The organism is Mesorhizobium sp. U510 (assembly GCF_059180695.1).
In genome coordinates this window covers 5,810,668-5,834,730 of record NZ_CP180532.1, presented here as the reverse complement: position 1 = coordinate 5,834,730, position 24,063 = coordinate 5,810,668, and the positions used below count along the sequence as shown (strand labels likewise).

General features: G+C 66.0%; 27 protein-coding genes and 1 pseudogene. 12 read left to right on the top strand and 16 right to left on the bottom strand.

Translation table 11 applies throughout. The features are described from left to right. Positions 1-5: 5 nt before the first annotated feature. The 8 genes and pseudogenes from ACLGL5_RS30135 to ACLGL5_RS30100 all read right to left on the bottom strand — a co-directional run. Positions 6-752, bottom strand: a complete 747-nt coding sequence (locus ACLGL5_RS30135; RefSeq protein ID WP_069092713.1) for a pseudouridine synthase — start codon at positions 750-752, stop codon at positions 6-8. A 98-nt stretch (positions 753-850) separates the two neighbouring features. Beyond that, positions 851-1,546, bottom strand: a complete 696-nt coding sequence (locus ACLGL5_RS30130) for a VIT1/CCC1 transporter family protein (protein ID WP_069092712.1) — start codon at positions 1,544-1,546, stop codon at positions 851-853. Continuing rightward, on the bottom strand, positions 1,543-1,947 hold the full coding sequence (locus ACLGL5_RS30125) for an OsmC family protein (protein ID WP_019859606.1): 405 nt from the start codon (positions 1,945-1,947) through the stop codon (positions 1,543-1,545). The genes ACLGL5_RS30130 and ACLGL5_RS30125 overlap by 4 nt, the downstream gene beginning before the upstream one ends. A gap of 169 nt (positions 1,948-2,116) precedes the next feature. Then, positions 2,117-2,506, bottom strand: coding sequence for a VOC family protein (locus ACLGL5_RS30120; RefSeq protein ID WP_038648359.1), 390 nt, complete (start codon positions 2,504-2,506; stop codon positions 2,117-2,119). Between the two features lie 41 nt (positions 2,507-2,547). Beyond that, a complete protein-coding gene (locus ACLGL5_RS30115; RefSeq protein WP_051726845.1) occupies positions 2,548-3,372 on the bottom strand; it encodes an alpha/beta fold hydrolase in 825 nt (274 codons plus the stop codon). Further along, entirely contained in the window at positions 3,362-3,856 is a 495-nt protein-coding gene (locus ACLGL5_RS30110; RefSeq protein WP_069092711.1) for an SRPBCC family protein, read from the bottom strand. The genes ACLGL5_RS30115 and ACLGL5_RS30110 overlap by 11 nt, the downstream gene beginning before the upstream one ends. After that, a complete protein-coding gene (locus ACLGL5_RS30105; protein ID WP_069092710.1) occupies positions 3,853-4,188 on the bottom strand; it encodes an ArsR/SmtB family transcription factor in 336 nt (111 codons plus the stop codon). Before ACLGL5_RS30105 ends, ACLGL5_RS30110 begins: the two co-directional genes overlap by 4 nt. Before the next feature lie 210 nt (positions 4,189-4,398). Then, positions 4,399-4,626, bottom strand: a pseudogene (locus tag ACLGL5_RS30100) (hypothetical protein); the annotation flags it as partial. A gap of 159 nt (positions 4,627-4,785) precedes the next feature. On the opposite strand from ACLGL5_RS30100, the gene ACLGL5_RS30095 reads away from it, so the two are divergent. Then, a complete protein-coding gene (locus ACLGL5_RS30095; RefSeq protein WP_245307196.1) occupies positions 4,786-5,193 on the top strand; it encodes a hypothetical protein in 408 nt (135 codons plus the stop codon). Positions 5,194-5,296: 103 nt separating this feature from the next. Here the strand turns inward: ACLGL5_RS30095 and ACLGL5_RS30090 are convergent, their stop codons facing one another. The 4 genes from ACLGL5_RS30090 to ACLGL5_RS30075 form a co-directional block, all read right to left on the bottom strand. Continuing rightward, positions 5,297-8,494 (bottom strand): efflux RND transporter permease subunit, encoded by a 3,198-nt coding sequence (locus tag ACLGL5_RS30090; RefSeq protein ID WP_069092707.1) that lies wholly within the window; start codon positions 8,492-8,494, stop codon positions 5,297-5,299. Continuing rightward, a complete protein-coding gene (locus ACLGL5_RS30085; protein ID WP_069092706.1) occupies positions 8,491-9,453 on the bottom strand; it encodes an efflux RND transporter periplasmic adaptor subunit in 963 nt (320 codons plus the stop codon). The genes ACLGL5_RS30090 and ACLGL5_RS30085 overlap by 4 nt, the downstream gene beginning before the upstream one ends. An 11-nt stretch (positions 9,454-9,464) precedes the next feature. After that, complete coding sequence (locus tag ACLGL5_RS30080) at positions 9,465-9,665, bottom strand: YgaP family membrane protein (protein WP_027047108.1); 201 nt, start codon at positions 9,663-9,665, stop codon at positions 9,465-9,467. Positions 9,666-9,795: 130 nt separating this feature from the next. Then, positions 9,796-11,103: an NAD(P)/FAD-dependent oxidoreductase gene (locus tag ACLGL5_RS30075; protein WP_069092705.1), complete on the bottom strand. Its 1,308-nt coding sequence runs from the start codon at positions 11,101-11,103 to the stop codon at positions 9,796-9,798. Between the two features lie 212 nt (positions 11,104-11,315). Between ACLGL5_RS30075 and ACLGL5_RS30070 the strand changes: the two genes are divergently transcribed. Continuing rightward, on the top strand, positions 11,316-11,651 hold the full coding sequence (locus ACLGL5_RS30070; RefSeq protein WP_069092704.1) for an ArsR/SmtB family transcription factor: 336 nt from the start codon (positions 11,316-11,318) through the stop codon (positions 11,649-11,651). A 24-nt stretch (positions 11,652-11,675) separates the two neighbouring features. On the opposite strand, the gene ACLGL5_RS30065 is transcribed toward ACLGL5_RS30070, so the two are convergent. Further along, on the bottom strand, positions 11,676-12,560 hold the full coding sequence (locus ACLGL5_RS30065) for an aldo/keto reductase family oxidoreductase (RefSeq protein WP_019859593.1): 885 nt from the start codon (positions 12,558-12,560) through the stop codon (positions 11,676-11,678). A 93-nt stretch (positions 12,561-12,653) separates the two neighbouring features. Here ACLGL5_RS30065 and ACLGL5_RS30060 point away from each other — a divergent pair, with 93 nt between their 5' ends. From ACLGL5_RS30060 to arsK, 8 genes are all read left to right on the top strand, one after another. After that, positions 12,654-13,559 carry a LysR family transcriptional regulator gene (locus tag ACLGL5_RS30060; RefSeq protein WP_069092703.1) on the top strand — a complete coding sequence of 302 codons (906 nt, stop codon included), beginning with the start codon at positions 12,654-12,656 and terminating at the stop codon, positions 13,557-13,559. Positions 13,560-13,719: 160 nt separating this feature from the next. Then, positions 13,720-15,633: a diguanylate cyclase gene (locus ACLGL5_RS30055; protein WP_064985862.1), complete on the top strand. Its 1,914-nt coding sequence runs from the start codon at positions 13,720-13,722 to the stop codon at positions 15,631-15,633. A gap of 66 nt (positions 15,634-15,699) precedes the next feature. Then, complete coding sequence (locus tag ACLGL5_RS30050) at positions 15,700-16,032, top strand: ArsR/SmtB family transcription factor (protein ID WP_069092702.1); 333 nt, start codon at positions 15,700-15,702, stop codon at positions 16,030-16,032. Positions 16,033-16,039: 7 nt separating this feature from the next. Continuing rightward, positions 16,040-16,726 (top strand): aquaporin, encoded by a 687-nt coding sequence (locus ACLGL5_RS30045; protein WP_069092701.1) that lies wholly within the window; start codon positions 16,040-16,042, stop codon positions 16,724-16,726. Further along, entirely contained in the window at positions 16,723-17,145 is a 423-nt protein-coding gene (gene arsC / locus ACLGL5_RS30040; RefSeq protein WP_038648335.1) for an arsenate reductase (glutaredoxin), read from the top strand. Before ACLGL5_RS30045 ends, arsC begins: the two co-directional genes overlap by 4 nt. A 65-nt stretch (positions 17,146-17,210) precedes the next feature. Beyond that, entirely contained in the window at positions 17,211-17,531 is a 321-nt protein-coding gene (locus ACLGL5_RS30035; protein WP_064985856.1) for an ArsR/SmtB family transcription factor, read from the top strand. A gap of 44 nt (positions 17,532-17,575) precedes the next feature. Then, positions 17,576-18,961, top strand: coding sequence for an NAD(P)-binding protein (locus tag ACLGL5_RS30030; protein WP_064985853.1), 1,386 nt, complete (start codon positions 17,576-17,578; stop codon positions 18,959-18,961). Then, positions 18,958-20,253 carry an arsenite efflux MFS transporter ArsK gene (gene arsK, locus ACLGL5_RS30025; RefSeq protein ID WP_069092700.1) on the top strand — a complete coding sequence of 432 codons (1,296 nt, stop codon included), beginning with the start codon at positions 18,958-18,960 and terminating at the stop codon, positions 20,251-20,253. The genes ACLGL5_RS30030 and arsK overlap by 4 nt, the downstream gene beginning before the upstream one ends. Here the strand turns inward: arsK and ACLGL5_RS30020 are convergent. Beyond that, the gene (locus ACLGL5_RS30020) at positions 20,217-20,843 is read right to left on the bottom strand and encodes a class I SAM-dependent methyltransferase (protein ID WP_019859581.1); all 627 of its coding nucleotides are present in this window, start codon (positions 20,841-20,843) and stop codon (positions 20,217-20,219) included. The genes arsK and ACLGL5_RS30020 overlap by 37 nt on opposite strands. A 216-nt stretch (positions 20,844-21,059) precedes the next feature. Between ACLGL5_RS30020 and ACLGL5_RS30015 the strand changes: the two genes are divergently transcribed. Next, entirely contained in the window at positions 21,060-21,506 is a 447-nt protein-coding gene (locus tag ACLGL5_RS30015; protein ID WP_069092699.1) for an SRPBCC family protein, read from the top strand. Positions 21,507-21,534: 28 nt separating this feature from the next. On the opposite strand, the gene ACLGL5_RS30010 is transcribed toward ACLGL5_RS30015, so the two are convergent. Continuing rightward, positions 21,535-22,362, bottom strand: coding sequence for a helix-turn-helix transcriptional regulator (locus ACLGL5_RS30010; RefSeq protein ID WP_069092698.1), 828 nt, complete (start codon positions 22,360-22,362; stop codon positions 21,535-21,537). Between the two features lie 90 nt (positions 22,363-22,452). Between ACLGL5_RS30010 and ACLGL5_RS30005 the strand changes: the two genes are divergently transcribed. Continuing rightward, on the top strand, positions 22,453-23,337 hold the full coding sequence (locus tag ACLGL5_RS30005; RefSeq protein WP_069092697.1) for an SDR family oxidoreductase: 885 nt from the start codon (positions 22,453-22,455) through the stop codon (positions 23,335-23,337). 12 nt (positions 23,338-23,349) lie between these two features. Here ACLGL5_RS30005 and ACLGL5_RS30000 read toward each other — a convergent pair whose 3' ends face one another. Further along, positions 23,350-24,048, bottom strand: coding sequence for a RibD family protein (locus ACLGL5_RS30000; RefSeq protein ID WP_019859577.1), 699 nt, complete (start codon positions 24,046-24,048; stop codon positions 23,350-23,352). Positions 24,049-24,063 lie beyond the last annotated feature (15 nt).

The following is a 24,063-nucleotide window of genomic DNA, read 5'->3' as shown; positions in this document are numbered from 1 at the left end:
CTTGCTCAGCCGCCCAGCAGCGCCAGCTCCTCCGGCGTCAAATGCCGCGCGGTGCCCTTGGCGAGGCCGCCCAACGGCAGCCGGCCGATGGCGATGCGGATGAGGCGCTTGACCTCGATGCCGTGCGCGGCGAGCAGCCGGCGGATGTGGCGGTTGCGCCCCTCGTCCAGCACGATCTCCAGCCAGGCGGTGCGGCCGCCGCTGCGCAAAAGCGCGATCGAATTGGCGGCCAGGGTCTCGCCGTCGACGCTGACACCCGCACGCAGCGTTTGCAGCATCGCTTCGTCAGGCACCATGCCGACCTGGACGTGATAGGTCTTGGGCAGATGCGAGGCCGGGTCCATCAGCCGGTTGGCGAAATGCGTGTCGTTGGTCATGAGCAGCAGGCCTTCGCTGGCCTTGTCGAGGCGGCCGACCGGCGAGACAAAGGGCAAATCGAGTCTTTCCAGGCAGGTATAGACGGTGTCGCGCTGTTGCGGGTCGTCGCGGGTGGTGACCAGCCCGCGCGGCTTGTTGAGCATGACATAGACCTTGCGTTCGGCAACGACAGGCGCGCCGTCGACGACGATGCGGTCGCGGTTCAGGTCGACGCGCAGCGCGGCATCGCGCACCAACTTGCCGCCGACGCGCACGCGCCCTTCCGCGATCAGCACCTCGGCCTGCGTGCGCGAGCACAGGCCGAGTTTCGACAGCGCGCGGTTGAGGCTGACGCCGGGCGGCTTGGTTGTGGGCGATGTCGGTCGTGCTGCCATTCTGCTGCGGGTCGGTCCTTTGTATCGGACAGATGGCATGGGAGGCGCGGGAATCGCAAGCGATGGCCTTGTCCTGGATCAAGGTCGCGGTCGGTGGCTTACACCGCGGTCCCGACCAGCGCGCCGATGCCGGCGGTGAGCGCCATGGCGAAGGCGCCCCAGAAGGTCACGCGCAACGTTGCGCGAAGGATGTTGGCGCCGCCCGCCTTGGCGCCGATGGCGCCCAGCAGGGCAAGGAAAAGCAGAGACGCAAGCGAGACCGCCAGCACGAGCATTGAGGCCGGCGACACCAGCACCATGAGCAACGGCATCGCCGCGCCCACGCTGAAGGTCGCCGCCGAAGTCAGCGCCGCCTGGATCGGCCGCGCCGTGGTCATTTCCGAAATGCCGAGTTCGTCGTGGGCATGCGCGGCCAGCGCATCCTTGGCCATGAGCTGGTCGGCGACCTGGCGGGCCAGGTCCGTCTCCAGCCCACGCTTGACGTAGATTTGCGCCAACTCCTCGCGCTCGAATTCGGGCTGGGTCGCGAGTTCCTGGCGTTCGCGGGCGAGGTCGGCATTCTCGGTGTCCGACTGGGAGCTGACCGAGACATATTCGCCGGCCGCCATCGACATGGCGCCTGCCACCAGGCCGGCTATGCCGGCGACCAGAACCTGCGAAGCCGGCGCTGCGGCCGACGCCACGCCGACGATCAGGCTCGCGGTCGAGACGATGCCGTCATTGGCCCCCAGGACGGCGGCGCGCAGCCAGCCGATGCGCGACACCTGGTGGTTTTCGACATGCAGCCGGCTCATGCTTTTCTCCTGATCTTGCCTTCGAGTTTCGTGGCGGCGGCGACTGTATTGGAAATCGTGCCGTACTTGCGGACATTCTTGTGCAGCAACTCCAGCCGCTGGTCGGTTTCATCGGTGTCGACGACAAGCTCGTAGTCGATCGAGGCAATCCCCGGCGGGCTGTCGCGCCGAACGGCATGCAATGCGACCATGACGCCGCGCAGTTTGAAACCGAGCATCGGGGTGACTCGTTCGATGCCCTTGATCATGCAGCCGGCGATCGCCGCCAGAAGCAGTTCGGCTGGATTGAAGGCATCGGCCCGGCCCTCAAGACTGGTGTCGAGAACGAGTGCGGCGTCCTTGGTCGTGGCTGCGCTGCCTCGTGCATCGGTCCGTCTGGCTTCGACGCTGTATTCGAACATGGGGCCACCTGCTTCGCCGCCCGCGCGGCGGGCGCCATTCAGGCGTTTCTAGCCTCTTTTCAGGAATCCGGTTTTGATCCACGTCAGAATCCGGCCCTGCTGGCCCCGTTCACGTGCACGGCACCCCGCTGGTTGCGGGCGAGGCCGCCATTGTGAAGGCGATAGTGCCTCAACCGGCCTGTTGAGCCATGACGATGAAGTTGCCGCAGGTGTCGTCGAAGAAGGCGGCGCTGACCGGCCCCATGCGCCGGGGCGGCCCGAGAAATTTCACGCCGCGCCCGGCGAGGCGGTCGAAGTCGGCCTGGATGTCGCGGCTGGTGATCAGGGCCGCCGGGAATTGGGCATCATGGAGCGCTTGCTGCGCGGCACGCGCCGGCGCATCGCGATTGGGCTCAAGAACCAGTTCAGCGCCGTCGGCCTCGTCCGGAGACACCACCGTCAGCCAGCGGGCCTTGCCGCCGTCGTAATCATGCTTTTTCACGAAACCGAGGACCGACGTGTAGAAGGCCAGCGCCTTGTCCTGGTCATCGACCTTGATGAGGATATGACGAAGCCGCATGGTCAAATTTCCTTTTGTTCGCGTCGGGTCAGCGTCCGCGCTCAATCCCGCCCGTTGAAGAACGCCGTCAGCACCGGCGCATGCGCGGCGGGTTTCAGCATGTGGTTCTGGCCGGCCAGCGTCTGGTAGCGCGCATTGGGCAGGGCCTGTGCCAACGCCTTGTTGCCATGGCGCATCCACGACGGGCTTTTTCCGCCATCGGTCACCAATGTCGGCACGCCGAGCGTGGTCCAGCGTGCGGGATCCAGCGGCTTGCCGAGCTGGTCGCCGGCGACGATGGCGCCGTCATAAGGCAGCGTATGCGCCACTGCCTTGAGCTTGCGCCAGATCGGCGTCAGCTTCATGACGGCGATCAGCAGGCCGGGCATGCCGACCGATTTGAGGAAGGCGCTCACGGCGTCGCCGCGCCTGTCGTCCGCGATGGCTTGGCGGATCGTTGCCCAGTCGCCTTGCGTGGTCGTGCGGCTGTCGTCGACGATCAGCGGCGCTTCGTAGAGCGCAAGCCGCCTGATGCCGGGCAGGCGGGCTGCCGCCATCAGCGCCAGCATGGCGCCGGAAGACATGCCCCAGACATAGGCTTCGCCGCCGGCCGCCCGCAGCACGGCCTCGATGTCATCGATCTCGCGCTCGACCGTGTAAGGCGTGGTGTCGCCGCTGTCGCCACGGCCACGGCGGTCGTAGCGAAACACGGTGAAACCGCCTTCCAGCGCCTTGGCCAGCGGGCCGCTTGGACCCATGGTGCGCGAGCAGAGCGCGCCGTCGACGAGGATGAGCGGATGGCCCTGGCCGCGCCGCTCGCAGGCGATCGGCGTTCCATCCCGCGACAGCACGGCCTGCGTGGTCGGTTTGGCGTTCTCAGCCAGCATCGTCGGCTCCCTTGCCTATCAGCAGTTCCAGCCGGTCGAAGCTCTGCATCCAGCCGCCGCGCATGCCGAGCGCCAGCAGGCGTTCGCGGTCGGCGGCAGTCGCCAGCGTCACCTCGAAATGGACATGGGTGCGCACGCCGTCGGGCGTGAAGCTCACCGTGTGGCGGCTCCGGCCCGGCGGCTTGCCGGCCCATTCGCGGATTTCAGGATCCGGTTCGTCGTGGTAGCTCAGCCTGGCGTTCTCGACGACTTCGAGATAGCTGCCCTGGTTGCGGTAGAGCGCGCCACTGGCGGTCAGCATGTCGATGCGCCAGCAGCCGCCGACGCGCACGTCGAGCACGCAAAGGGGAATGGTGCAGTCCCTGATGCCCCACCATTGCGCCACCAGGAGCGGATCGGTCCACAGCCGGAAGACGCGTTCGACCGGCGCGTTGAAAATGCGCTCGATGGCAAAGCTGCGGTCGGTGGTTGCGGGCGCGGTCATTCCGGCCTGTCCGCGCCGCGCCGCAGCAGGTCTTCCATGCGGTCGAAGCGGCCTTCCCACAGCTTGCGGTAGTCGTTGAGCCAGCGGTCGATGTCGCGCAGCGGCTTGAGCTCGATGCGGCTGAGATGTTTTTGCGCCGCCCGGCTGCGGGTGACGAGGCCGGCCTGCTCCAGCACGCCGACATGTTTGGAGACCGCACGCACGGTGAGCGCGAAGGGCTGCGCCAGTTCGGCAACCGACGCTTCGCCGTCGAGCAGCCGGGCCAGTATCGCCCGGCGCGTGGGATCGGCGAGGGCGGCGAATGTGTCGTCGAGGGAGGTTTGATGAGCCATTGCGGAACCAATCAGTTCTGGAACTAATTGGTTCTATAAATGGTTTTAGCTGAGCCGTCAACGCGCTATACGGGACTGGGAGAGCTCGGGGAAATACGGCGTGAAGCCCCAGGCTCCTGTCTTTTTGTCCGCGATGCCGTTCAGCACTTCGAGCGCGTCGGCCGGCAACTCCAGTTCGGCCGCCGCCAGATTTTCCCTGAGGCGGCCCTTTTACGTGCGCAGCACCCGGTAGATCGCGGGGATGCCAGCACCGTCAGCGGCGTCGAGGAGAGGCCAGGCCGAACAGCAGCGAGATCGCCAGCCCCTGGAAGATCGGATCGGTCAGGATCACCGCCGCGCCGATCATAGCGGCAAGGGCGGTCAGCAGGATCGGCTTGAACCTGATCGCGCCGGCTTCGATCAGCGGCGCGCTGGTAGCCTGGGGTGCCTCGTTTCGTCTCCGATGGCCAAGCGCTGTCTGGACCTCATGTTGCCACAATCGGGAAATGCGATGGAACAGGCATCAGCAATGGGTCCAACACGTTGAAGAGCACTGTATTTCGTGCCCTCGTGGCGCTCCTCGGTACGGCGTTGCCGGCGCGGGCAGATGAGGCATGCATGGCCAATATGGGACGGTTTGAGCTCGGGCAATATGCCTGCCTGAGGGTCGGCGAGACGAGCCACCTGGCTCGCTGCGAGGTCAACCTCGATATCTTGTCCTGGAACGAGGTGCTTGACCATTGCCCGGGCGGCACCGCGCCGAAACCCGCGGTGGCTACGTCTGTTTGCCGGGCCAACGGCAAGTTCATCCCGGGCGGCGGGTTTGCTTGTCTCGTCGTGGCCGGCAGCACGCACCTGGCGCGCTGCGACACCGTGCTCAATGCTCCGTCTTGGACCAAGGTACAGGAGGGATGCCCCGGCGCACCGCTGCCGGAAGCCACTCCGGATGCCCAGGTGCATCCTGGGCTCAAAAATCTGTTGTCAGGTCCTCGCCGCCTGTTTGAACGGCTGCGAGACGCACTCTGAAGTCAGTGACGATTGGCGGTGGCGCTGTGCTGACCGTGGTTTGGCTGGACCGCCTGTTTGGCGTGCAGAGATTTCGCGTGATCCATGTGATAATCCGTCACCTTCACGTGCGCAGCACCCGGTAGATCGCGGGGATGACCAGCACCGTCAGCAGCGTCGAGGAGGCCAGGCCGAACAGCAGCGAGATCGCCAGCCCCTGGAAGATGGGGTCGGTCAGGATCACCGCCGCGCCGATCATGGCGGCAAGCGCGGTGAGCAGGATCGGCTTGAACCTGATCGCACCGGCCTCGATCAGCACCTCGCTCAACGGCCTGTCGGGCGACGCCGCATGGCGGATGAAGTCGACCAGCAGGATCGAATTGCGCACGATGATGCCGGCCAGCGCGATGAAGCCGATCATCGATGTGGCCGTGAACGGCGCCCCGAACAGCCAGTGCCCGCCGAGGATGCCGATGAAGGTCAGCGGGATCGGCGTCAGGATCACCAGCGGAACCTTGAACGAGCCGAACTGGGCGACGACGAGGATGTAGATGCCGAGCAGCGCGACGCCGAAGGCCGCCCCCATATCGCGGAAGGTCACCCAGGTGACTTCCCATTCGCCGTCCCACAAAAGCGTCGGCCGGCTTTCATCCTCCGGCTGGCCGTGCAGCGAGATCGCGGGCTTCGGCAGTCCGGTCCAGTCCTGCACGTCGATGGCCTTGCTGACGGCGAGCATGCCGTAAAGCGGCGCCTCGAAGCTGCCGGCAAGCTCGGCCGTCACCATTTCGGCGGCGCGGCCATTGTGCCTGAACACCGGGAACGAAGCGCGCTCCGGCGTCACCCGCACGACATCGCCGAGTTCGACGACGCCGCGGTCGCCAGGCAGGACATTGGCCGGAATGGGGGTGGTCAGGAAGCGCTCGTCGAGCGTCCTTTCGCCCTTCGGCCGCTCGATGCGGATCGGGATCGGCTGGCGGCCACCGCCGCGATGCGAATAGCCGACGGTCCTGCCCCCATTGAGGATGGCAAGCGTGTCGAAGACGTCGCTTTCCTCGACATGGAAGAACTCCGCATCGTCGGTGGAAATCGTGGCGCGCAGCCGGCGTGCCGGCTGTCCCCAGGAATTGTCGACGTCGACGATGAAGGGCACGGAGCGGAACGCCGTTTCGATCCTGGCGGCGACCTTGCGGCGGGTCTCGCCGTCGGGTCCGTAGATCTCGGCCAGCAGCGTCGCCATCACCGGCGGGCCGGGCGGCGGCTCGACCACCTTCAGGCTGGTGCCTTGCGGTACGGGGATCGTGGCGATGCGCTGGCGGACGTCGAGCGCGATCTCATGGCTGGAGCGGGAACGGTTCGCCTTCGGCAACAGGTTGAGCGCCACGTCGCCCTGCTGCGGCTCGGTGCGCAGGACGGCATGGCGGACGAGGCCGTTGAAGTTGAAAGGTGCCGCCGTCGCGGCATGTGTCTGGACCGATCGGACCTCCTTCAATTCGAGAACCTTGGCGGCGACGGCCTGCGCCACCGCATCGGTGGCCTCGACGGAAGACCCTTCCGGCAGGTCGATGGTCACCGACAGTTCGGACTTGTTGTCGAAGGGCAGGAGCTTGACCGTGACATGCTCGGTGTAGAACAGCGCGAGCGAGCCCAGGGTCAGGACGCCGACGACGAGCAGGAAGGCCCAACTCGCCTTCTTCGAGGCCAGGATCGGCCGCGCGACGGCGGTGTAGGCGCGGCCGAGCGGGCCGCCATTGCCATGATCCTGATGGGCATGCACCGGCGCCCGCCCGGCAAGTTTAAGCATCAACCACGGCGTCACCATCACCGCAACGAAGAAGGAGAAGATCATCGCCGCCGAGGCATTGGCCGGAATCGGGCTCATATAGGGGCCCATCATTCCCGAGACGAACAGCATCGGCAGCAGTGCGGCGACCACGGTCAAGGTGGCGACGATGGTCGGGTTGCCGACCTCCGCCACCGCCTCGATTGCCGCCTGCCGGCGATCGCGGCCGCCGCCCATGGCCCAGTGGCGCGAGATGTTCTCGATCACCACGATGGCATCGTCGACGAGAATGCCTATCGAAAAGATCAGCGCGAACAGCGAGACGCGGTTCAGCGTGTAGCCCATGACGCGCGAGGCAAACAGCGTGAGCAGGATGGTCACCGGAATGACGACGGCCACGACCATCGCTTCGCGGCGGCCGATGGCGACCCAGACCAGTACGATGATCGAGATCGTCGCCAGGCCGAGATGGTAGAGGAGCTCATTGGCCTTGTCGTTGGCGGTCTCGCCGTAATTGCGCGTCACGTCGATCGAGACATCGCCTGATATCAGCCCGCCCTGGAGCAATGCGACCCGGTGCAGAATGGCGTCGGCGACGGCGACCGCGTTCGATCCCGCGCGCTTGGCGATGGCGAGCGTGACCGACGGCACGCGCTCGACACCAACGCCGGCCCTGGTGACCGTCGACACCAGCGTATCGCCGGCGTCGGTGGCGAAGGCGACGTCGGCCACGTCGCGGACATAGACAGGGCGGTTGTCACGCGAGGTCAGAAGCAGGTTGCCGATCTGGTCTGGCGAGGCCAATGTCTCGCCGGCGACGATGTCGATCTGCTCGCCCTTGTCGCGAACACGTCCGGCGGGAAAGGCCTTGTTGGCGCCCGACACCTTGGCGGCGAGCTGCTGCAGGGTGACGCCGTAGAGGGCGAGCTTTTCGGGGTTCGGATTGACGCGGATGATCTCACCGGTGTCGCCGACCAGGTAGGTCAGGCCGACATTGTCGATCTTGGCGATCTCGGTGCGGAGTTCGCGCGCGACGCGGGTGAGGTCGTTGGCCGTCATGCGCGCGGCTGCCTGCGGCTTCGGCGACAGCGTCAGCGTGACGATGGCGACGTCGTCGATGCCGCGGCCGACGATCAGCGGCTCGGGCACGCCGACGGGAATGCGGTCCATGTTGGCGCGCACCTTGTCGTGGACGCGCAGCACGGCAGCGTCCGACGAGGTGCCGACGATGAAGCGGGCGGTGACCATCACCTGGTCGTCCCGCGTCTGCGAATAGACGTGCTCGACGCCGTCGATGCCCTTGACGATCGTCTCCAGCGGCTCGGTGATCAGCTTGACGGCGTCGTCGGCCTTCAGCCCGTCGGCGCGCACGAAGATGTCGACCATCGGCACCGAGATCTGCGGTTCCTCCTCGCGCGGCAGCGTGAGCAGCGCCACCAGCCCGAAGGCGAAGGCGGCGACCAGGAACAGCGGCGTCAGGGGCGACGCGATGAAGGCCCGCGTCAGCGCGCCGGCAATGCCGAACGAGGCGGGACCTTTCATGGCGTGACCACGACGTCGCCAGCCGCAAGACCGGTCAGGATCTCGACATAGTCGCCGTCGGCGCGCTTGGTCCGCTCGCCCGCGACCACCGCGCGCTCGACACTGCCGCCGCCTGCGGCGACGCGCACGAAGTCGATCCCCGAACGGGTCTGGATTGCCGAAGCCGGCACCAGCAGCGCGGAGCGCTCGGCGACCGGCAGCTCGACCAGGACACGGGCATCGATGAAATTGGTATCGAGATCATCGACCTCGACGTCGGCGATGACGCGGCCATTGTCGATCTGCGGATAGATCTTTGCGAGGCGGCCGGGGGCCTCCTTGCCGCCGGCATTGATGCGGATGGCCGCGCCCGCTCTCAGCGACCCCGCGTAACGCTCCGGAACGGCAAGCCGCAGGAACACCCCGCCGCCGCCAATGGTGGCCACAACCTCACCGGCCATGATGACCGCGCCACGCGTCACCGGCACGGTCAGCACGCGGCCGTCGCCAGGCGCAAAGACATCGCCCTCGGCGCCCTGCTGCACGATCACCGAACGCTGCGCCTCGGTCGCGGCAAGCTGGTTGCGCGCGACGTCGACTTCGGTGCGCAGCTGATCGAGACGCTGCGCGGTCATGACGCCCTTGTCGACCAGCGTCTGGCCACGGGTAAGTTCGGACTGCGCCGTCTCAAGCTGCGCCTGCAAGGCACGAAGCTGGGCGTCCAGAGCGGCGACCTGAAACGCGATCTTGTCGTCCTGGACGGTCGCGATCTTCTGCCCCGCCTTGACCAGTTCGCCCTCCGTGACAGCCAGATCGACGACAAGGCCGCCGATACGGGCGCGCGCAGGAACGGTGTCGCGTGCCTCGACACGGCCATAGACCGCCTTCCATTCGGTCACCGTCGTCGGCGCCAGTGTCAGCGTGCCGGCAAACGCCGGAGAGGCCGCCAGCAACGCGGCGAACAAAAGAGGCATGCGCATGCGGATTTTCCTCAGAACGCGCATCCCGGCTTGATGCCGAGCTTGCGGAAGACCATCGCCGCGGGGCAGAAGCCGGTGAACGCCGACTGCAGCATGTTCAAGCCGACGAAGACCGTCAGCCATACGAACAGCGGCGAGACAAAGGCGGTGAGCACGACGGACAGCAGCACCATGACGCCGGCGAAGGCGAGAACGGAACGGTCGAGGGACATTGTCATCTCCATTTGTATATGATGATATCTAAATATATGAATATTACCACTGACCGCAAGAGGCGATGCCAGATTTGTCGCTGGCGGTGCACCGCGCCCGCCAACCACCGTCCGCAAAGGCTAGCGCGGGTCAGGCTCCCGGGACGTCGGTTGATGCCTCGACCTTGATCTGCTTGAGCTTATCGATCCCAAGCGCCTGCAGTGCGAGGCGCTCATAGAAGGGTTCGGACTTGCCGGCCCTTATCTTGTGCAGGAAATACTTCTCGAAACCGACCTTGGCGGTGTGCACCCATTTGCCGGAGGACGACCAGTTGACATTGCGCGGCGGGATCTGCGGCTGCGCCACGAAGGCGACGCCGGAATCGCCGAAATCGGCGAGGCAGACCGCATTCCATGTGCCCTGGGCGTCAGGCTGCTTGCCCTCCACCAGCCGGCCGATGTTTCGCGCCGTCGCCGTGACCATGGATTCGATCATGAAGCCGGTCTTGGGCACGCCAACGGGGACCGGCGTCTTGCCGATCGGCGGGATTGCGACGCAGACGCCGACCGCGAATATTTCGGGGAACGCCGGGTTGCGCTGGTGCTTGTCGACAAGGATGAAGCCGCGCGGATTGGTCAGGCCCTCGATGCCGCGCACCGCCGCCACGCCGCGAAAGGCCGGCAGCATCATGGCATAGGCGTGCGGCAATTCATGCGCCTGCCTGACCGACCCGTCGTCGGCGAGTTCCTGGACGAACATCTTGCCGGGCTCGACCTTGTCGACCTTGGCGTTGCAGATCCACTTGATGTGATGCTGGCGCATCTCGCTCTCGAGCAGGCCCTTGGTGTCGCCGACGCCGTCGAGGCCGAGATGGCCGATATAGGGTTCGGAGGTGACGAAGGTCATGGGCACGCGGTCGCGCACCCTGGCGTCGCGCAAGGCCTTGTCGAGGATGAAGGTGAATTCGTAAGCCGGCCCGAAGCAGGACGCGCCCTGGACAGCGCCGATGACGACCGGGCCCGCCTTGGCGACGAGCGCGTCGAAGGCCGTCCTGGCCTTGAGCGCGTGATCGATGTGGCAAACGGACTGGGTGTTGTGCTCCGGCCCGAGACCCTCAATCTCGTCGAAAGCGAGTTCGGGGCCGGTGGCGATGACCAGATAGTCGTAGGAGACGGATGAGCCGTCGTTGAGTTCCACCGTGCGCTCGACGGGATGGACGCGCCTGGCTCCCTGCGGATGAAAACCGATCTTGCGGCGTGCCAGTACCGGAGCAAGGTCTATTTCGACCGCTTGCCTGTCGCGCCAGCCGACGGCGACCCAGGGGTTGGACGGCACGAATGAATAGTGGCTGCCATTGTTGACGACGGAGACCTGGTGTTCCCCGGCCAGTCCGTCGCGAAGCTCGTAGGCCATGATGGTGCCTCCCAGCCCGGCACCCAGGACGACAATATGCGCCATGTTCTTCCTCCGTTGCGGCGTCGCTTTGGCGCAACGCCGACACTGCCGATCCCTTGCGGGATTGGTTGATCTTGCGCCATTGTGGCGGGCTGCGATTTGACGCTGATCAAGCGACGTTGACGGAGCGAAGCATCGGCATCGATCCATCGACTTGACAGGCAGCCGTGCCAGGCTAATATTATTTGTAAATCTTAATATGATAATGTGTTCATATGCGCAACATAAAAATAGCCGAACTGGACAAGCGGGCGCGCGAAGCGTCCGAACTGCTCGCCGCGATGGCAAATGAAAAACGGCTGATGATCCTGTGCCATCTGCTGGACGGCGCGACGAGCGTGAACGAACTGGCCGAACTGGTTGGGATGAACCAGTCGGCGCTGTCGCAGCAGCTTTCAAAGTTGCGCGCGCTCAAGCTCGTGGACACGAGGCGCGACGCCCAGCAGGTCTACTATCGGTTGGCTTCGGTGGAGGTCGAGCGAATCCTGCAGACGCTCTACGGCATCTATTGCGATCCGCAGACACGGATCGCCAGGGTCGGCAGCCGGTAGCTGCCGACCGACGGCAGCAATGCCTTATGCCGCTTGCTCGGCTTCACTGCCGATGCCGTTCAGCACTTTGAGCGCATCGGCCGGCAGGTCGAGCTCGGCCGCCGCCAGGTTCTCGCGGAGATGACTGAGCGAGGAGGTGCCGGGGATGAGCAGGATGTTGGGCGCGCGGCGCAGCAGCCAGGCGAGCGCCACCTGCATCGGCGTCGCGCCGAGTTTCCGGGCGACATTGGCCAGCGTGTCCGACTGCAGCGGCGTGAAGCCGCCAAGCGGGAAGAACGGCACATAGGCGATGCCGTCGGCGGCAAGCGCGTCGATCAGCGCATCGTCGTCGCGGTGCGCGATATTGTACTGGTTCTGCACGCAGACGATCTCGGTGATGCTGCGTCCCTGGGCGATCTGGGTCGATGTGACGTTGCTCATGCCGATATGGCGGATGAGGCCCTGGCGCTGCAATTCGGCGAGCGTGTTCAACTGCGGCTCGAGGGATCCTTCGGCGGGGCCGTGGATGCCATGCATGGAGCGCAGGTTGACGACCTCGATCACATCAAGCCCGAGATTGCGCAGATTATCGTGCACGGCCTCGGTCAGTTCCTTGGGCGACATTGCTGGAAGCCAGGATGCATCGGCGCCGCGCCGGGCGCTGACCTTGGTGACGATGGTGAGGTTGGCGGGGTAGGGGTGCAGCGCCTCGCGGATGATCTGGTTGGTGACGTGCGGGCCATAGAAATCCGATGTGTCGATGTGGTCGACGCCGCTGGCGATCGCCTCGCGCAGCACGGCGAGGGCTGCGTCACGATCCTTCGGCGGGCCGAAGACGCCCGGTCCCGCCAGTTGCATGGCGCCGTAGCCGAGGCGCTTCACGGTGCGGTCGCCGAGTTTGTAGGTTCCGGCCTTGCTGATGTCGGTCATGGTCTCATCTCCTTTGGATCGGCCCAATGTAGACAAAGCGCGCCTGCGCGATAATATGGCGCAATCGGCACAGCCTGTGCGGAAAGGCGAACAATGGCAGCGGATCTTGGCGACCTACAGGCGTTCATCGCGGTGGCGCGCGCCGGCGGCTTTCGCGAAGCGGCCCGGGTGGGCAATGTCAGCGCCTCCAGCCTCTCGGAGACGGTGCGGCGGCTGGAGACCGGGCTAGGCGTGCGGCTGCTCAACCGCACGACGCGCAGCGTCGCCCCCACCGAGGCCGGCGCGCGCCTGCTCGAGCGGCTCGGCCCGGCGCTCGGCGAAGTCGAGGCGGCGCTCGACGTGGTCAACGGCTTTCGCGGCCGCCCGGCCGGCACGCTGCGGCTCAACGTGCCGGTCGTCGCGGCGAAACTGGTGCTGCCGCGGCTGTTGCCGCCCTTCCTCGCCGCCTATCCCGACATTCGCGTGGAAGTCACCGCCGAGGACAGTTTCGTCGACATATTGGCGAGCGGCTGCGACGCCGGCATCCGCTATGAAGAGCGGCTGGAGCAGGACATGATCGCCGTGCCGATCGGCCCGCGCCGGCAGCACTACGCCACCGCCGCCGCACCTTCCTATCTCGACCGGTACGGCCGCCCCGAGCACCCGCGCGACCTGTTGCATCACGCCTGCCTGCGCGGCCGCTTCGCCAGCGGCCTGACGCCGCCCTGGGAATTCGAACGCGACGGCGAGGTGGTGAGCGTCGAACCGACCGGCCCGCTTCTGGTCAGCACCGGCACGGCGATGGCGCTTGCGCTCGAAGTGGCGGTCGCCGGCGGCGGCATCGTCTCGCTGTTCGAGGACTGGCTGCGCCCCTATTTCGACGATGGCCGGCTGGAGCCGGTGCTGGAACCCTGGTGGCAGGAATTCTCAGGCCCGTTCCTCTACTATCCCGGCCGCCGCCTCACACCGGCGCCGCTCAGGGCGTTCATCGATTTCGTCGGCACGATGCGCTGGGGCTGATTTCGAGCCGATATCGCGCCGCCGGATGGCCATGCCCGTTGGCCCTGCTTGCCTGGTTTCCTTCGACAAAGAGTCAAAAGCCTGACGTAACACTTTGTTGTCATTGAGGGACTATCGAGGAGGCGATACGGCGAAAGCCCGGTGACAGGAAAGGCGCGCAATGGGTTCGCCCTGGTCCGAATTGCTGGCCAATCTCGCGGTCGTCGCGATGTTCGTTTCGGTCTGGATCCACACGCATGTGTGGCTGGATCGCAGGCCGGCCCCGGTAAAAGCCGCGGCCTTCGGCTTGCTTATGGGCGCCGGCGCCATCGTCCTGATGCTGACTCCCATGCAGTTGCAGCCGGGCGTGCTGGTCGATCTCAGGGCGACGATGATCGCCATTGCCGGCTTCTTCGGCGGTCCCGTCGCCGGCATTGTCGCCGGGGTCATGGCCGGTGCTTTCCGGACTTTCGAGGGTGGCATCGGCGCCTTCGCTGGAGCGGTCGGGATCGCGGCCACCATGCTGGTGGGTGTTGCCGGCAATCTTGCACTCAGGGGCCGCCGGCCCAGCATGGCCGACATCATGATCCTGGGTGCCGCAGCCGCGTGTGGCTCGCTGCTTGGCCTCAGTGTCCTGCCGCGGTCGGTCGTACAGACGGTTCTGCCGCAGGTGGTGTTTCCCTCCAGCCTGCTCATCTTTGTCTCCGTGGCAATGTCGGGGCTGGCGCTCTACCAGGAGCGGCGTCGCCTGGAGGCGCTGCAATCGAGGCGCATCTTCAAGGCGGTGGTCGAGACATTGCCCGACTGCCTAAACGTCAAGGATCTCGACGGACGCTTCATCGCCGCCAATCCGGCGACCGCCGAGTTGATGCACGCAGCCAACGCGAAGGCGCTGATCGGCAAGACGGATTTCGATTTTTACCCCAGCGAAACGGCGCGGGCATTCCGCGAGGACGAGCTCGCCGTCCTGGCATCCGGCACCGCCTCCACCATCGAGCAGCATCTTCACCACGAGGACGGCACCGATGGCTGGCTGGCGACACTGAAGGCGCCGTTTCGCGACAGGACCGGGGCCGTCATCGGCCTGATCACGCACAATCGCGACATCACCGAGCGCAAGCGGCTGGAGACCGAGCTGGCGGAAAGCCAGGCAAGGCTGGGAGACGCGCTCACGCACATGGCCGACGGGCTGGTGATGTTCGATCCCGCCGGAAAGCTCATTCTGTGCAACGCCCAGTATCGGGCCCTGTTTCCGAAGACGGCCGACATCAGGGTGCCCGGCACCGACTATCGCGACATATTGCGTGCCTCGGTCGCACGCGGCGAAAGCATCACGCCGCCCGACGCCGTCGAGGGCTGGATTGCCGAGATCATGGTCACGCAAACGCATGCCAGCCACCGCCAGATCCGGCTCGCCGACGGGCGCTGGCTCGACGTGCGGACCCGGCCGACCGGCAATGGCGGCAGCCTGAGCGTGTTTTCCGACATCACCGAGGCCAAGCAGGTCGAGGCGGAATTGCTGGCCGCCAACGAGAAGCTGAACCTCCTCGCGCATCGCGACGGGCTGACCGAACTGTTGACCCGGCGGGCCTTCGACGAGGCGCTGGCGCGCGAATTCGCCCGCGGCCGGCGCAACGCCACACCGCTCAGCCTGCTCATCATAGACGTCGACTGGTTCAAGCGGTTCAACGACCATTATGGCCACCCGGCGGGCGACGAATGCCTGCGCGCCGTCAGCGGCTGCATCGAGGCAACGGCGCGGCGGCCGGCCGACGCGGCGGCCCGCTATGGCGGCGAGGAGTTCGCGATCGTCCTGCCCGAGACCGACGCCAGAGGCGCCTTCGTCATCGCCGAGACCCTTAGAGGCAAGGTGCGCGACCTTCGGCTTGCGCATGCCGGCAGCGAAAAGGGTATCGTCACCGTCAGCATCGGGGTAGGCACTTTCGACGGGAGTGCCGACATCGAGATTGCCGATCTGCTGCGGCGCGCCGACGAGGCCCTCTATGGCGCCAAGGCCGCCGGGCGTGACCGCGTGCATGGCTGGCGCCCGCATCTGAGCGAACCACGCACGACGGGTTCCCGGCACAAGGCGTGAGCCCTGGTCGTCACACCACTGTCATGGTCCGCTGCCACTAATCCATACATCTGGATAGATGGATTGATGGACAAGACAACAGCATTGCTGGCGCTCGCAGCACTCGGCCAGGAAACCAGGCTGGAGGTGTTCCGGCTGCTGGTGCGGGCCGGGGACGAGGGCGTGCCGGCAGGCGAGATCGCGACGCGGCTCGGCACGGTGCAGAACACCATGTCGGCGCATCTGAAGATCCTCGGCCAGGCCGGGCTGGTCCATGCCGAGCGCGAAGGCCGCAGCATCCGCTATACGGCCGACATGACCGGGTTTCGCGATCTGCTGGCCTATCTGATGGAGGATTGCTGCAATGGCGCGCCGGGGCTTTGCCAGCCGATCCTCCAGGCGGTGACCTGCAAATGTTGAGCTTGACATGACCGATCTTCGTCGCCGCCTCGCAGCCGAAGCCTTGGGCACCGCCATGCTGGTCGCCACGGTGGTCGGTTCGGGGATCATGGCCAGCCGGCTGACCGGCGATGTCGCACTTTCGCTGCTCGGCAACACCCTTCCCACCGGCGCCATTCTGGTGGTGCTGATCACCACGCTGGGGCCAATCTCCGGCGCGCATTTCAACCCGGCTGTTACCCTGGTTTTCGGCCTGCGGCGCGACATTGGCTGGCTGGCCGCGCTGGGCTATATCACTGTCCAGATTCTCGGCGGCCTCGCCGGCACGCTGGTCGCGCATGCCATGTTCGAGCTGCCGCTGCTGCAGGTGTCGGCGACGGTGCGCAGCGGGCAGGGGCAGTGGCTGGCCGAACTGGTCGCGACTTTCGGCCTGGTCTTCACCATCCTTGCCGGCTTGCGCTTCCGCAGCGACGCCATCCCCTGGCTGGTCGGGCTCTACATCACCGCAGCCTATTGGTTCACGGCCTCGACCTCTTTCGCCAATCCGGCGGTGGCCATTTCGCGCGCCTTCTCCAACACGTTTGCCGGCATCCGGCCCTCCGATGTGCCGGCCTTCATAGCGGCGGAACTGGTGGGCGCGCTGCTGGCGCTGGCCGTGGCCGGATGGCTGCTGGCTGAACCCAAGACCCTCACTCAGATGAAAGCCGCGCAATGACCATCACCATCTATCACAACCCCGATTGCGGCACCTCGCGCAACACGCTGGCGATCATCCGCCAATCCGGCGAAGAGCCGCAGGTGATCGAGTATCTGAAGACGCCGCCGTCGCGCGAAAGGCTCGTCGAACTGATCGAGGCGATGGCGATGACGCCGCGTGCGCTGCTGCGCGAGAAGGGCACGCCCTATGCGGAACTCGGCCTTGGCGATCCCAAATGGAGCGACGACGAGATCCTCGATTTCATGCTGGCGCATCCGATCCTGATCAACCGGCCGATCGTGGTGAGCCCGCTCGGCGTCGTGCTGGCCCGGCCGTCCGAAAAGGTCCTCGACATCCTGCCCAATCCGGAGATCGGCGCGTTCACCAAGGAGGACGGCGAGGTCGTCATCGACGCGAGCGGCAAGCGGGTCGTCTGAAGCCTATTTCGATATTCTTCGAAATAGGACTTGACGGTTTCCGTCGCCGGCCGCATGCTATTTCCATGAAACTCGAACAAGCAGCGAAGCAGCTGGAAGCGCTCGGCAATCCGACGCGGCTGAACCTCTATCGTATCCTGGTGCGGGCCGGCGAAGCGGGCCGGCCGGTCGGTTATTTGCAGGAGAGCCTCGGCATCGCCGCCTCGACGCTGTCGCACCATCTGCACCGGCTGATCCTGACCGGGCTGGTCAGCCAGGAGCGGCAGGCGACGACGCTGATCTGCCGCGCCAACTATCCCGTGATGAACGATCTCATCGGTTTCCTGGCCGACGAATGCTGCGCCGATGCCGCCTGCAGCCCGGCAGCGGGGGACGCGGCCGCCTGATTTTTTTGCCTGTTATTTCGATAGTACCGGAAGGATAGAAGCTGATGCAAAACGATCTGCCCATCGCCGTCATCGGCGCCGGTCCGGTTGGTCTCGCCGCCGCTGTTCATCTCATGGCCCGGGGCCTGCCGGTGAAGCTCTATGAGGCCGGCAGCGGTGTCGCGGCCAATCTGCGGGATTGGGGCCATGTGCGGGTGTTCACGCCCTGGCGCTATTGCGTCGACGAGGCGGCCAGGAAGCTGCTCGAAGCCCATGGCTGGCGGATGCCGGACGCGGAAGCCTTTCCCACCGCCGATGAACTCGTCGCGCACTATCTCGAGCCGCTCGCCAACCTGCCGGAACTGGCGCCAGCGATCGAAACCAAGGCGCGTGTCGTCGCCATATCGCGCTGGGGCGCCGACAAAGTGCGCGGCAGCGAGCGCGGGACGCGGCCCTTCATGCTCGTGGTCGAAACCGCCAATGGCACCAGGCGCGACAGCGCCCGCGCGGTCATCGATGCCTCGGGGACATGGCGCACGCCCAATCCGCTCGGCGCCGGCGGCATCGCGGCCGAAGGCGAGGCGGAGCTTGCCGGCCGCATCGCCTACGGCATCCCCGATGTCCTTGGGCGCGACCGCGCGCTCTATGCCGGCCGCACGACGCTGGTCGCCGGTTCCGGCCATTCGGCGGCCAACGCCTTGCTCGACCTTGCCAGGCTGGCGGATGTCGCGCCCGGCACGGCCTTCATCTGGGCGGTGCGCGGAACCGACCTCGTGCGCATCTATGGCGGCGGCGACGCCGACCAATTGCCGGCGCGCGGCGAACTCGGCGCCGATATCCGCGACCTCGCCGAAAGCGGCCGCGTCCAGCTGGTGACGGGCTTTGCGACGCTTGCGATCCGCGAGCGTGACGGAAGGCTGATCGTCGAGGGGCAAAGCGAGGAGGGATTGCTGCAACTCGGCCCCGTCGACCGCATCATCGCCGCGACCGGGCAGCGTCCGGACCTGTCGCTGACCCGGGAGCTCAGGCTCGATCTCGATCCGTGGCTGGAAGGCGTCAAGGCGCTGGGTCCGCTCATCGATCCCAACGAGCATTCCTGCGGCGACGTGCCGCCGCATGGCCACCGCGAACTCAGCCATCCGGAGCCAGGCTTCTACACGGTCGGCATCAAGAGCTATGGCCGCGCGCCGACCTTCCTGCTGCTCACCGGCTACGAGCAGGTGCGCTCGGTCGCGGCGGCGCTCGCCGGCGACATGGCGGCGGCCGACGCGGTGCAATTGGTGCTGCCCGAAACCGGCGTCTGCACGGTGCCGGCTGGCCGTGCGTCGCAGGGCTGCTGCGGCGGGCCGGCGCCGGCGGCGATCGATGCGTGCTGCGTGGCGGATGCCGACGCCAAGGCCGCCGGCAAAAGCGGTTGCGGTTGCGCGGGCAAGATGGAAGCCGCCGAGTGAGCGACGCCAAGATCCCCGCTTGCGCCATCTGGGCGCTGGGCACCACGCAGATCGTCGGCTACGGCACGCTCTACTACAGCTACAGCATCCTGGCGCCGGCGGTGGCGGCGGAACTCGCCTGGTCGCAGCAATGGGTGTTCGCCGTGTTGTCGGTGTCGCTGCTGGCAAGCGCCATACTGGCGCCGTTCGCGGGCAGCCTGGCGGACCGGGTCGGGGCAGGGCGCCTGATGGTGCCGGGATCGCTGGCGGCGGCGGGTGCGTTGCTGTTGTGCGCGCTGGCGCCGGGGCGCGCCGGCTTTGCGCTTGGCGTGCTGGCCATGGAACTCGCCTCCTGCTTCGTGCTCTACAGCACGGCCTTCGTCGCCATCGTGCAGCTTGGCGGTGCGCGGCGCGGCATCACCCATCTCACCTTGATCGCCGGCTTCGCCTCGACCCTGTTCTGGCCACTGACGACGCTCCTGCACCAGCATCTCGGCTGGCGCGAGGTTCTCGCTCTCTTTGCCGCGCTCAACGCCTTTGTCTGCCTGCCGATCCATTGGTGGCTGGCCCGGCTTTCCACCCGCATCGGCAAGGCGAGGGAGCGGGTCGTCCCGGTCACGGCGGGCCTATCAGGGCCAGCGCCCGACCGGCGATGGTCGCTCCTGTTCGTCCTGGTGCTGGCCGGCTTTGCCATAGAAGGTTTCGTGCTTTCGGCTGTTCTCGTGCAGATGGTGCCGCTGCTCACTCTGGTCGGTCTCGGCGGCGCTTCGGTGCTGGTCGCCAGCCTGTTTGGCCCGTCGCAAGTGGCGAGCCGGCTGGTCAACATGCTGTTTGGCCGGGGCCTGACGCAGACATCGCTGGCGCTCGGTGCGACCGCCGCACTGGCCGGCGGCCTTGCCGTGCTGCTGATGGTGGCGCCCTCCGTTCCCGGCGCCATGCTGTTTGCCGTGCTTTTCGGCTTCGGCTCGGGCCTGATGAGCATTGTCGGCGGCACGCTGCCGCTCGAATTGTTCGGCCAGGAACGCTACGGCTCCTATGTCGGCTGGATCACGGCGGCGCGCCAGTTCAGCTCCGCCTTCGCCCCGTTCGGCCTGACCCTGATGATATCGGGCCTCGGCGTCTTCCCGGCCTTGTGGCTCAACGTCGTGGTCGGCCTGTTCGGCATCGCCGCCTTCGCCGCCGTCGCGCTGATCAGCCGGCAATCGCTTAGGGGTGAAAAGGGCGGCACGGCCGATGCGACGGCGCCGGGCGCGGACAGTTTTGCAGCAGCGCAAGGTTACGTGTCAGGTGCTCGCCTGAAAACGCTGAACTGAAAGGACTGAGAGGAGCCCCATGGCGTCAGATGCAGATGGTCGAGTGTGCGAACCAGTGCAAAGCCGGATCCAAGGACTTGGGCGAGCTTGCTTGCATCGTATCGTTGAACGGGCAGGCCGCTGCATTTCTCCGGCCCGTCGAGCGCGAAAGTCGCGATAATCGCGTAGCCGTTCGGTGCGAGTGCCCGTCCGAGTGTTGAGAGGTAAGCGTCACGATCCGCTTCTTCGACCATGAAATGGAAGGCAGCCCTGTCATGCCAGACATCGTAAATTCGCCTCGGCGACCAGGTGCGAATGTCAGCCACGATCCAATCGATTTGGCCGCCTGTCCCAGCCAGTCGACCGCGAGCCGCCGCGATCGCCGCCGCAGACAGATCCAGGACAGTGACGTCCTCAAAGTGTTGTTCCTGAAGATTATCCACCAATCGAGAGGCGCCGCCCCCTACGTCAATGATGGCAGAGCTGCGATCGGCAATCTCTTTTATCAACGAAAGAGAGGGCTCGGGATTATCTTGGAACCAACTGACGCCGTCCTCGCGTTTCGATTCATATGTTGCGTTCCAGTGCAACTGCGATGCCTCTTTCTCCATCGGGCCGGGCCTCACTTTTGGTGACACCGTCCAGCATATCAGTCGCGGTCGCCGGCCGGTGATCAAATTGTGGAAGCACGATTGTTCAGACCGGCAAGGATTGATCCAGCAGGGGCTGTTCGCGCCAAGGCGCAAATTGCCGCCAGCTGAAATTGCGCGGAAGTGCCAACCGATATTGCGTTACACTTTCCCCCGGCAGTCGCGGTAAATGCGGGGATGACCGATCCCTCCGCACCGATCGTCAAAACCATAGTTATCGAGGCAGCGCCGGCTGAGGTCTGGCAGGTGCTGACGACGCCCGCGATGATCCGGCAATGGATGTCGGACGAGGAAGTGACCGTCAGGCTGGAAGGGCATGCCGGCGGCGCGATCGTGATACGCGGGCTGCTGCATGGCATGCGGTTCGAGAACCATGGCACGGTCCGGGCGTTCGAGCCGGAGCGGCTGTTCTCCTACAGCTACTGGAGCACGCTGTCGGCCTCGCGCCTGGCGGACGTGCCCGAAAACCACACGCTGGTCCGTTTCGCATTGGCGCCGGCGGATCAGGGAACGCTGCTGACGCTGACGCTCTGCGACTTCGCCGAACCGGCGATCCGCACGCACGCCAATTTCTACTGGGGCCCGACCTTGCAGATCCTGAAGGCGGTGTGCGAGCGTCCTTGACGAAGACGCCGCGCAATGAGCCCAGCCTTTACCCCTTTGGACGCCGCGCCAAAGCCCGGATGCGGTCGGCGACCTTGCTGTCGATCGGGTTGTAGACCGTCAGGTTCAAATCCGGCCGGCCGTCGACCGCGAAGGACGAGTATTCCAGCTCGATGTCACCCAGTTCCGGGTGTTTTAGGCGCTTTGTCCCGTCGCCATGGGCGAGCACGTCATTCTCCTGCCACAGCGCGGCGAACTCGGCGCTGCCGCTGCACAGTTCGTCCACCAGCTGGGTGACCTCGGAGACGGGGCCGGCACGCGCCGCATCGGCCCGGAAAGCGCCGACGACGAAACGGGCAAGGTTTTCCCAATCATGCTGCTTGGCGCGGATGTGGGGCGTGAGGAACATGAAGCGCAATATGTTGCGCCGGCCGGCGGGGATGGTGCCGTAGTCGGTCAGCACGATCTCGGCGGCTCGGTTCCAGGCGACGACGTCCCAGGTGGCGGTCTTGACCAAAGCGGGGCTGGCCTCGAGCGTGTCGATGAGGCGCTGCAGCCGGGGGCTGACGCCCTCGTCGCCCCGGTAGCGGACCTCGGGCGGACGGCCGAGCCCCAGCATGAAGAGATGTTCGCGCTCCGCCTCGGTCAACAGCAGCCCCTTGGCGATGCGGTTCAGCACATCGGCCGAAGGCGCGCCGCCACGGCCCTGTTCCAGCCATGTGTACCAGGTCGGGCTGATGTTGGCGCGCTGGGCGACTTCTTCGCGGCGCAGCCCCGGCGTGCGCCGGCGCCCGGAGAAGCCGAACGAGGTGGGATCGAGCCGGGTGCGCCGGTCTTTCAGGAAGGCTGCGAGCGTGCCGGCTGAGTTTGTGGGCATCCTGTTAGCCATTATACCATGATAAGGTCACTACTTTAATGGAATAATAGACCGGAGATATTGCGCAGGCAACTGTGCAGGAGATTTTGCATGCGTATCTTTTTGACCGGCGCCACCGGTTTCATCGGCTCGGCGCTTGTTCCCGAACTCATCCAGGCCGGCCATGAGGTGGTCGGCGTCACCCGCTCCGATGCCGGCGCGGAGGCGCTGGCGGCGGCGGGCGCCGAAGTGCATCGCGGAACCCTCGAGGAACCGGCAAGCCTGCGCGACGGCGCGGCCGAAGCGGACGCCGTGATCCACACCGCCTTCGACCATGATTTCTCGCGCTTTGCCGAGAACTGCGAAAAGGACAGCCAAGTGATCGCGGCACTCGGCCAGGCATTGGCCGGATCCGACCGGCCGCTGGTCATCACGTCGGGCGTCGGCATGGGCAGCCCCGGACATGGCCAACTGGCGGTCGAGGACGTCTTTAACGCCAGCCATCCCAATCCGCGCATCGCATCGGAACTCGCCGGCAATGCCTTGCTGGAGGCCGGCATCAATTTGTCGGTCGTTCGCCTGCCGCAGGTGCACAATCCGGTCAAGCAGGGGCTGATCTCGCCGCTCATCGAGGTCGCGCGCGAAAAAGGCGTCTCGGCCTATGTCGGCGAAGGCCGCAATCGCTATTCGGCGGGGCATCTCTCCGACGCCGCGCGGCTCTACCGGCTTGCTGTCGAAAAGCGCCAGCCGGGCGCGCGCTATCACGCGGTCGGCGAGGAAGGCGTCGAGGTGCGCGCCATCGCCGAGGCGCTTGGCCGGGGCCTCAACCTGCCCGTCGTCTCGATCGCGCCGGAAAAGGCGGCGGAGCATTTCGGCTGGATGGGAATGTTCGCCCCCATGGACCTGCCCGCGTCCAGCGCGCTGACCCAGGCACGGCTCGGCTGGCACCCGACCGGCCCGACGCTGATCGCTGATCTCGACGCCATGCGCTATTGAGGCGCTGCGGCCTCAGCCAGGGCTGACGGCGTAGCGCAAGTGGATCAGCCCATGCGCCAGCGTTTCGCAGCTTGTCAGCGACAGCTGCATCTTGCCGGCGAGGCCGCTTTCGCCGAACTCGACAAAACCCTGGTTTCCCGCCCGCGCGTCGAGCGCGGGCGCGACGAGCAGGCTTAGTTCATCGACAAGCCCGGCCGCGAAGAAGGAGCCGTTGATGCCGGCGCCGCCTTCGAGCAGCAGACGCCTTATGCTGAGCTCACGCCCGAGCACGTCGAGCATGGCGGCGAGATCGATCTCGGCCGTTTCCGACACGATGTAGGACACGCCGTCGGCGGCGAGCTCGGCCAGATGGCTGTCGGAGACGTCACGCCCAAGCAGCACCACGACATGGTCGCCGCCGACATCGGGCTTGGCGAAGTGGAGCTTGCCGGAGGTATCGAGCGCCACGGCATAGGTTCCCGCGTCGCGTTGCGCGAAATGATGCGGCCGCTCGACCTTGCCGGCATGCGCCGGCGGGTGCGCGCCGGCCTTGCTCATCTCGGCCATGGTGACGCGCCCGACGATCCAGGCGTCGCCCCGGAGATCGCCGTGGATCTGCTCATAGAGGCCTGACCACTCGGCCCGGGTTCCGTCCCGGCTGGCGGTATAGCGGCTCGGATGAAGACTGCCGTCGAGCGAGGCGAGCATATGGCAGATGATATGCGGCTTCATGCAATTCTCCAGGGA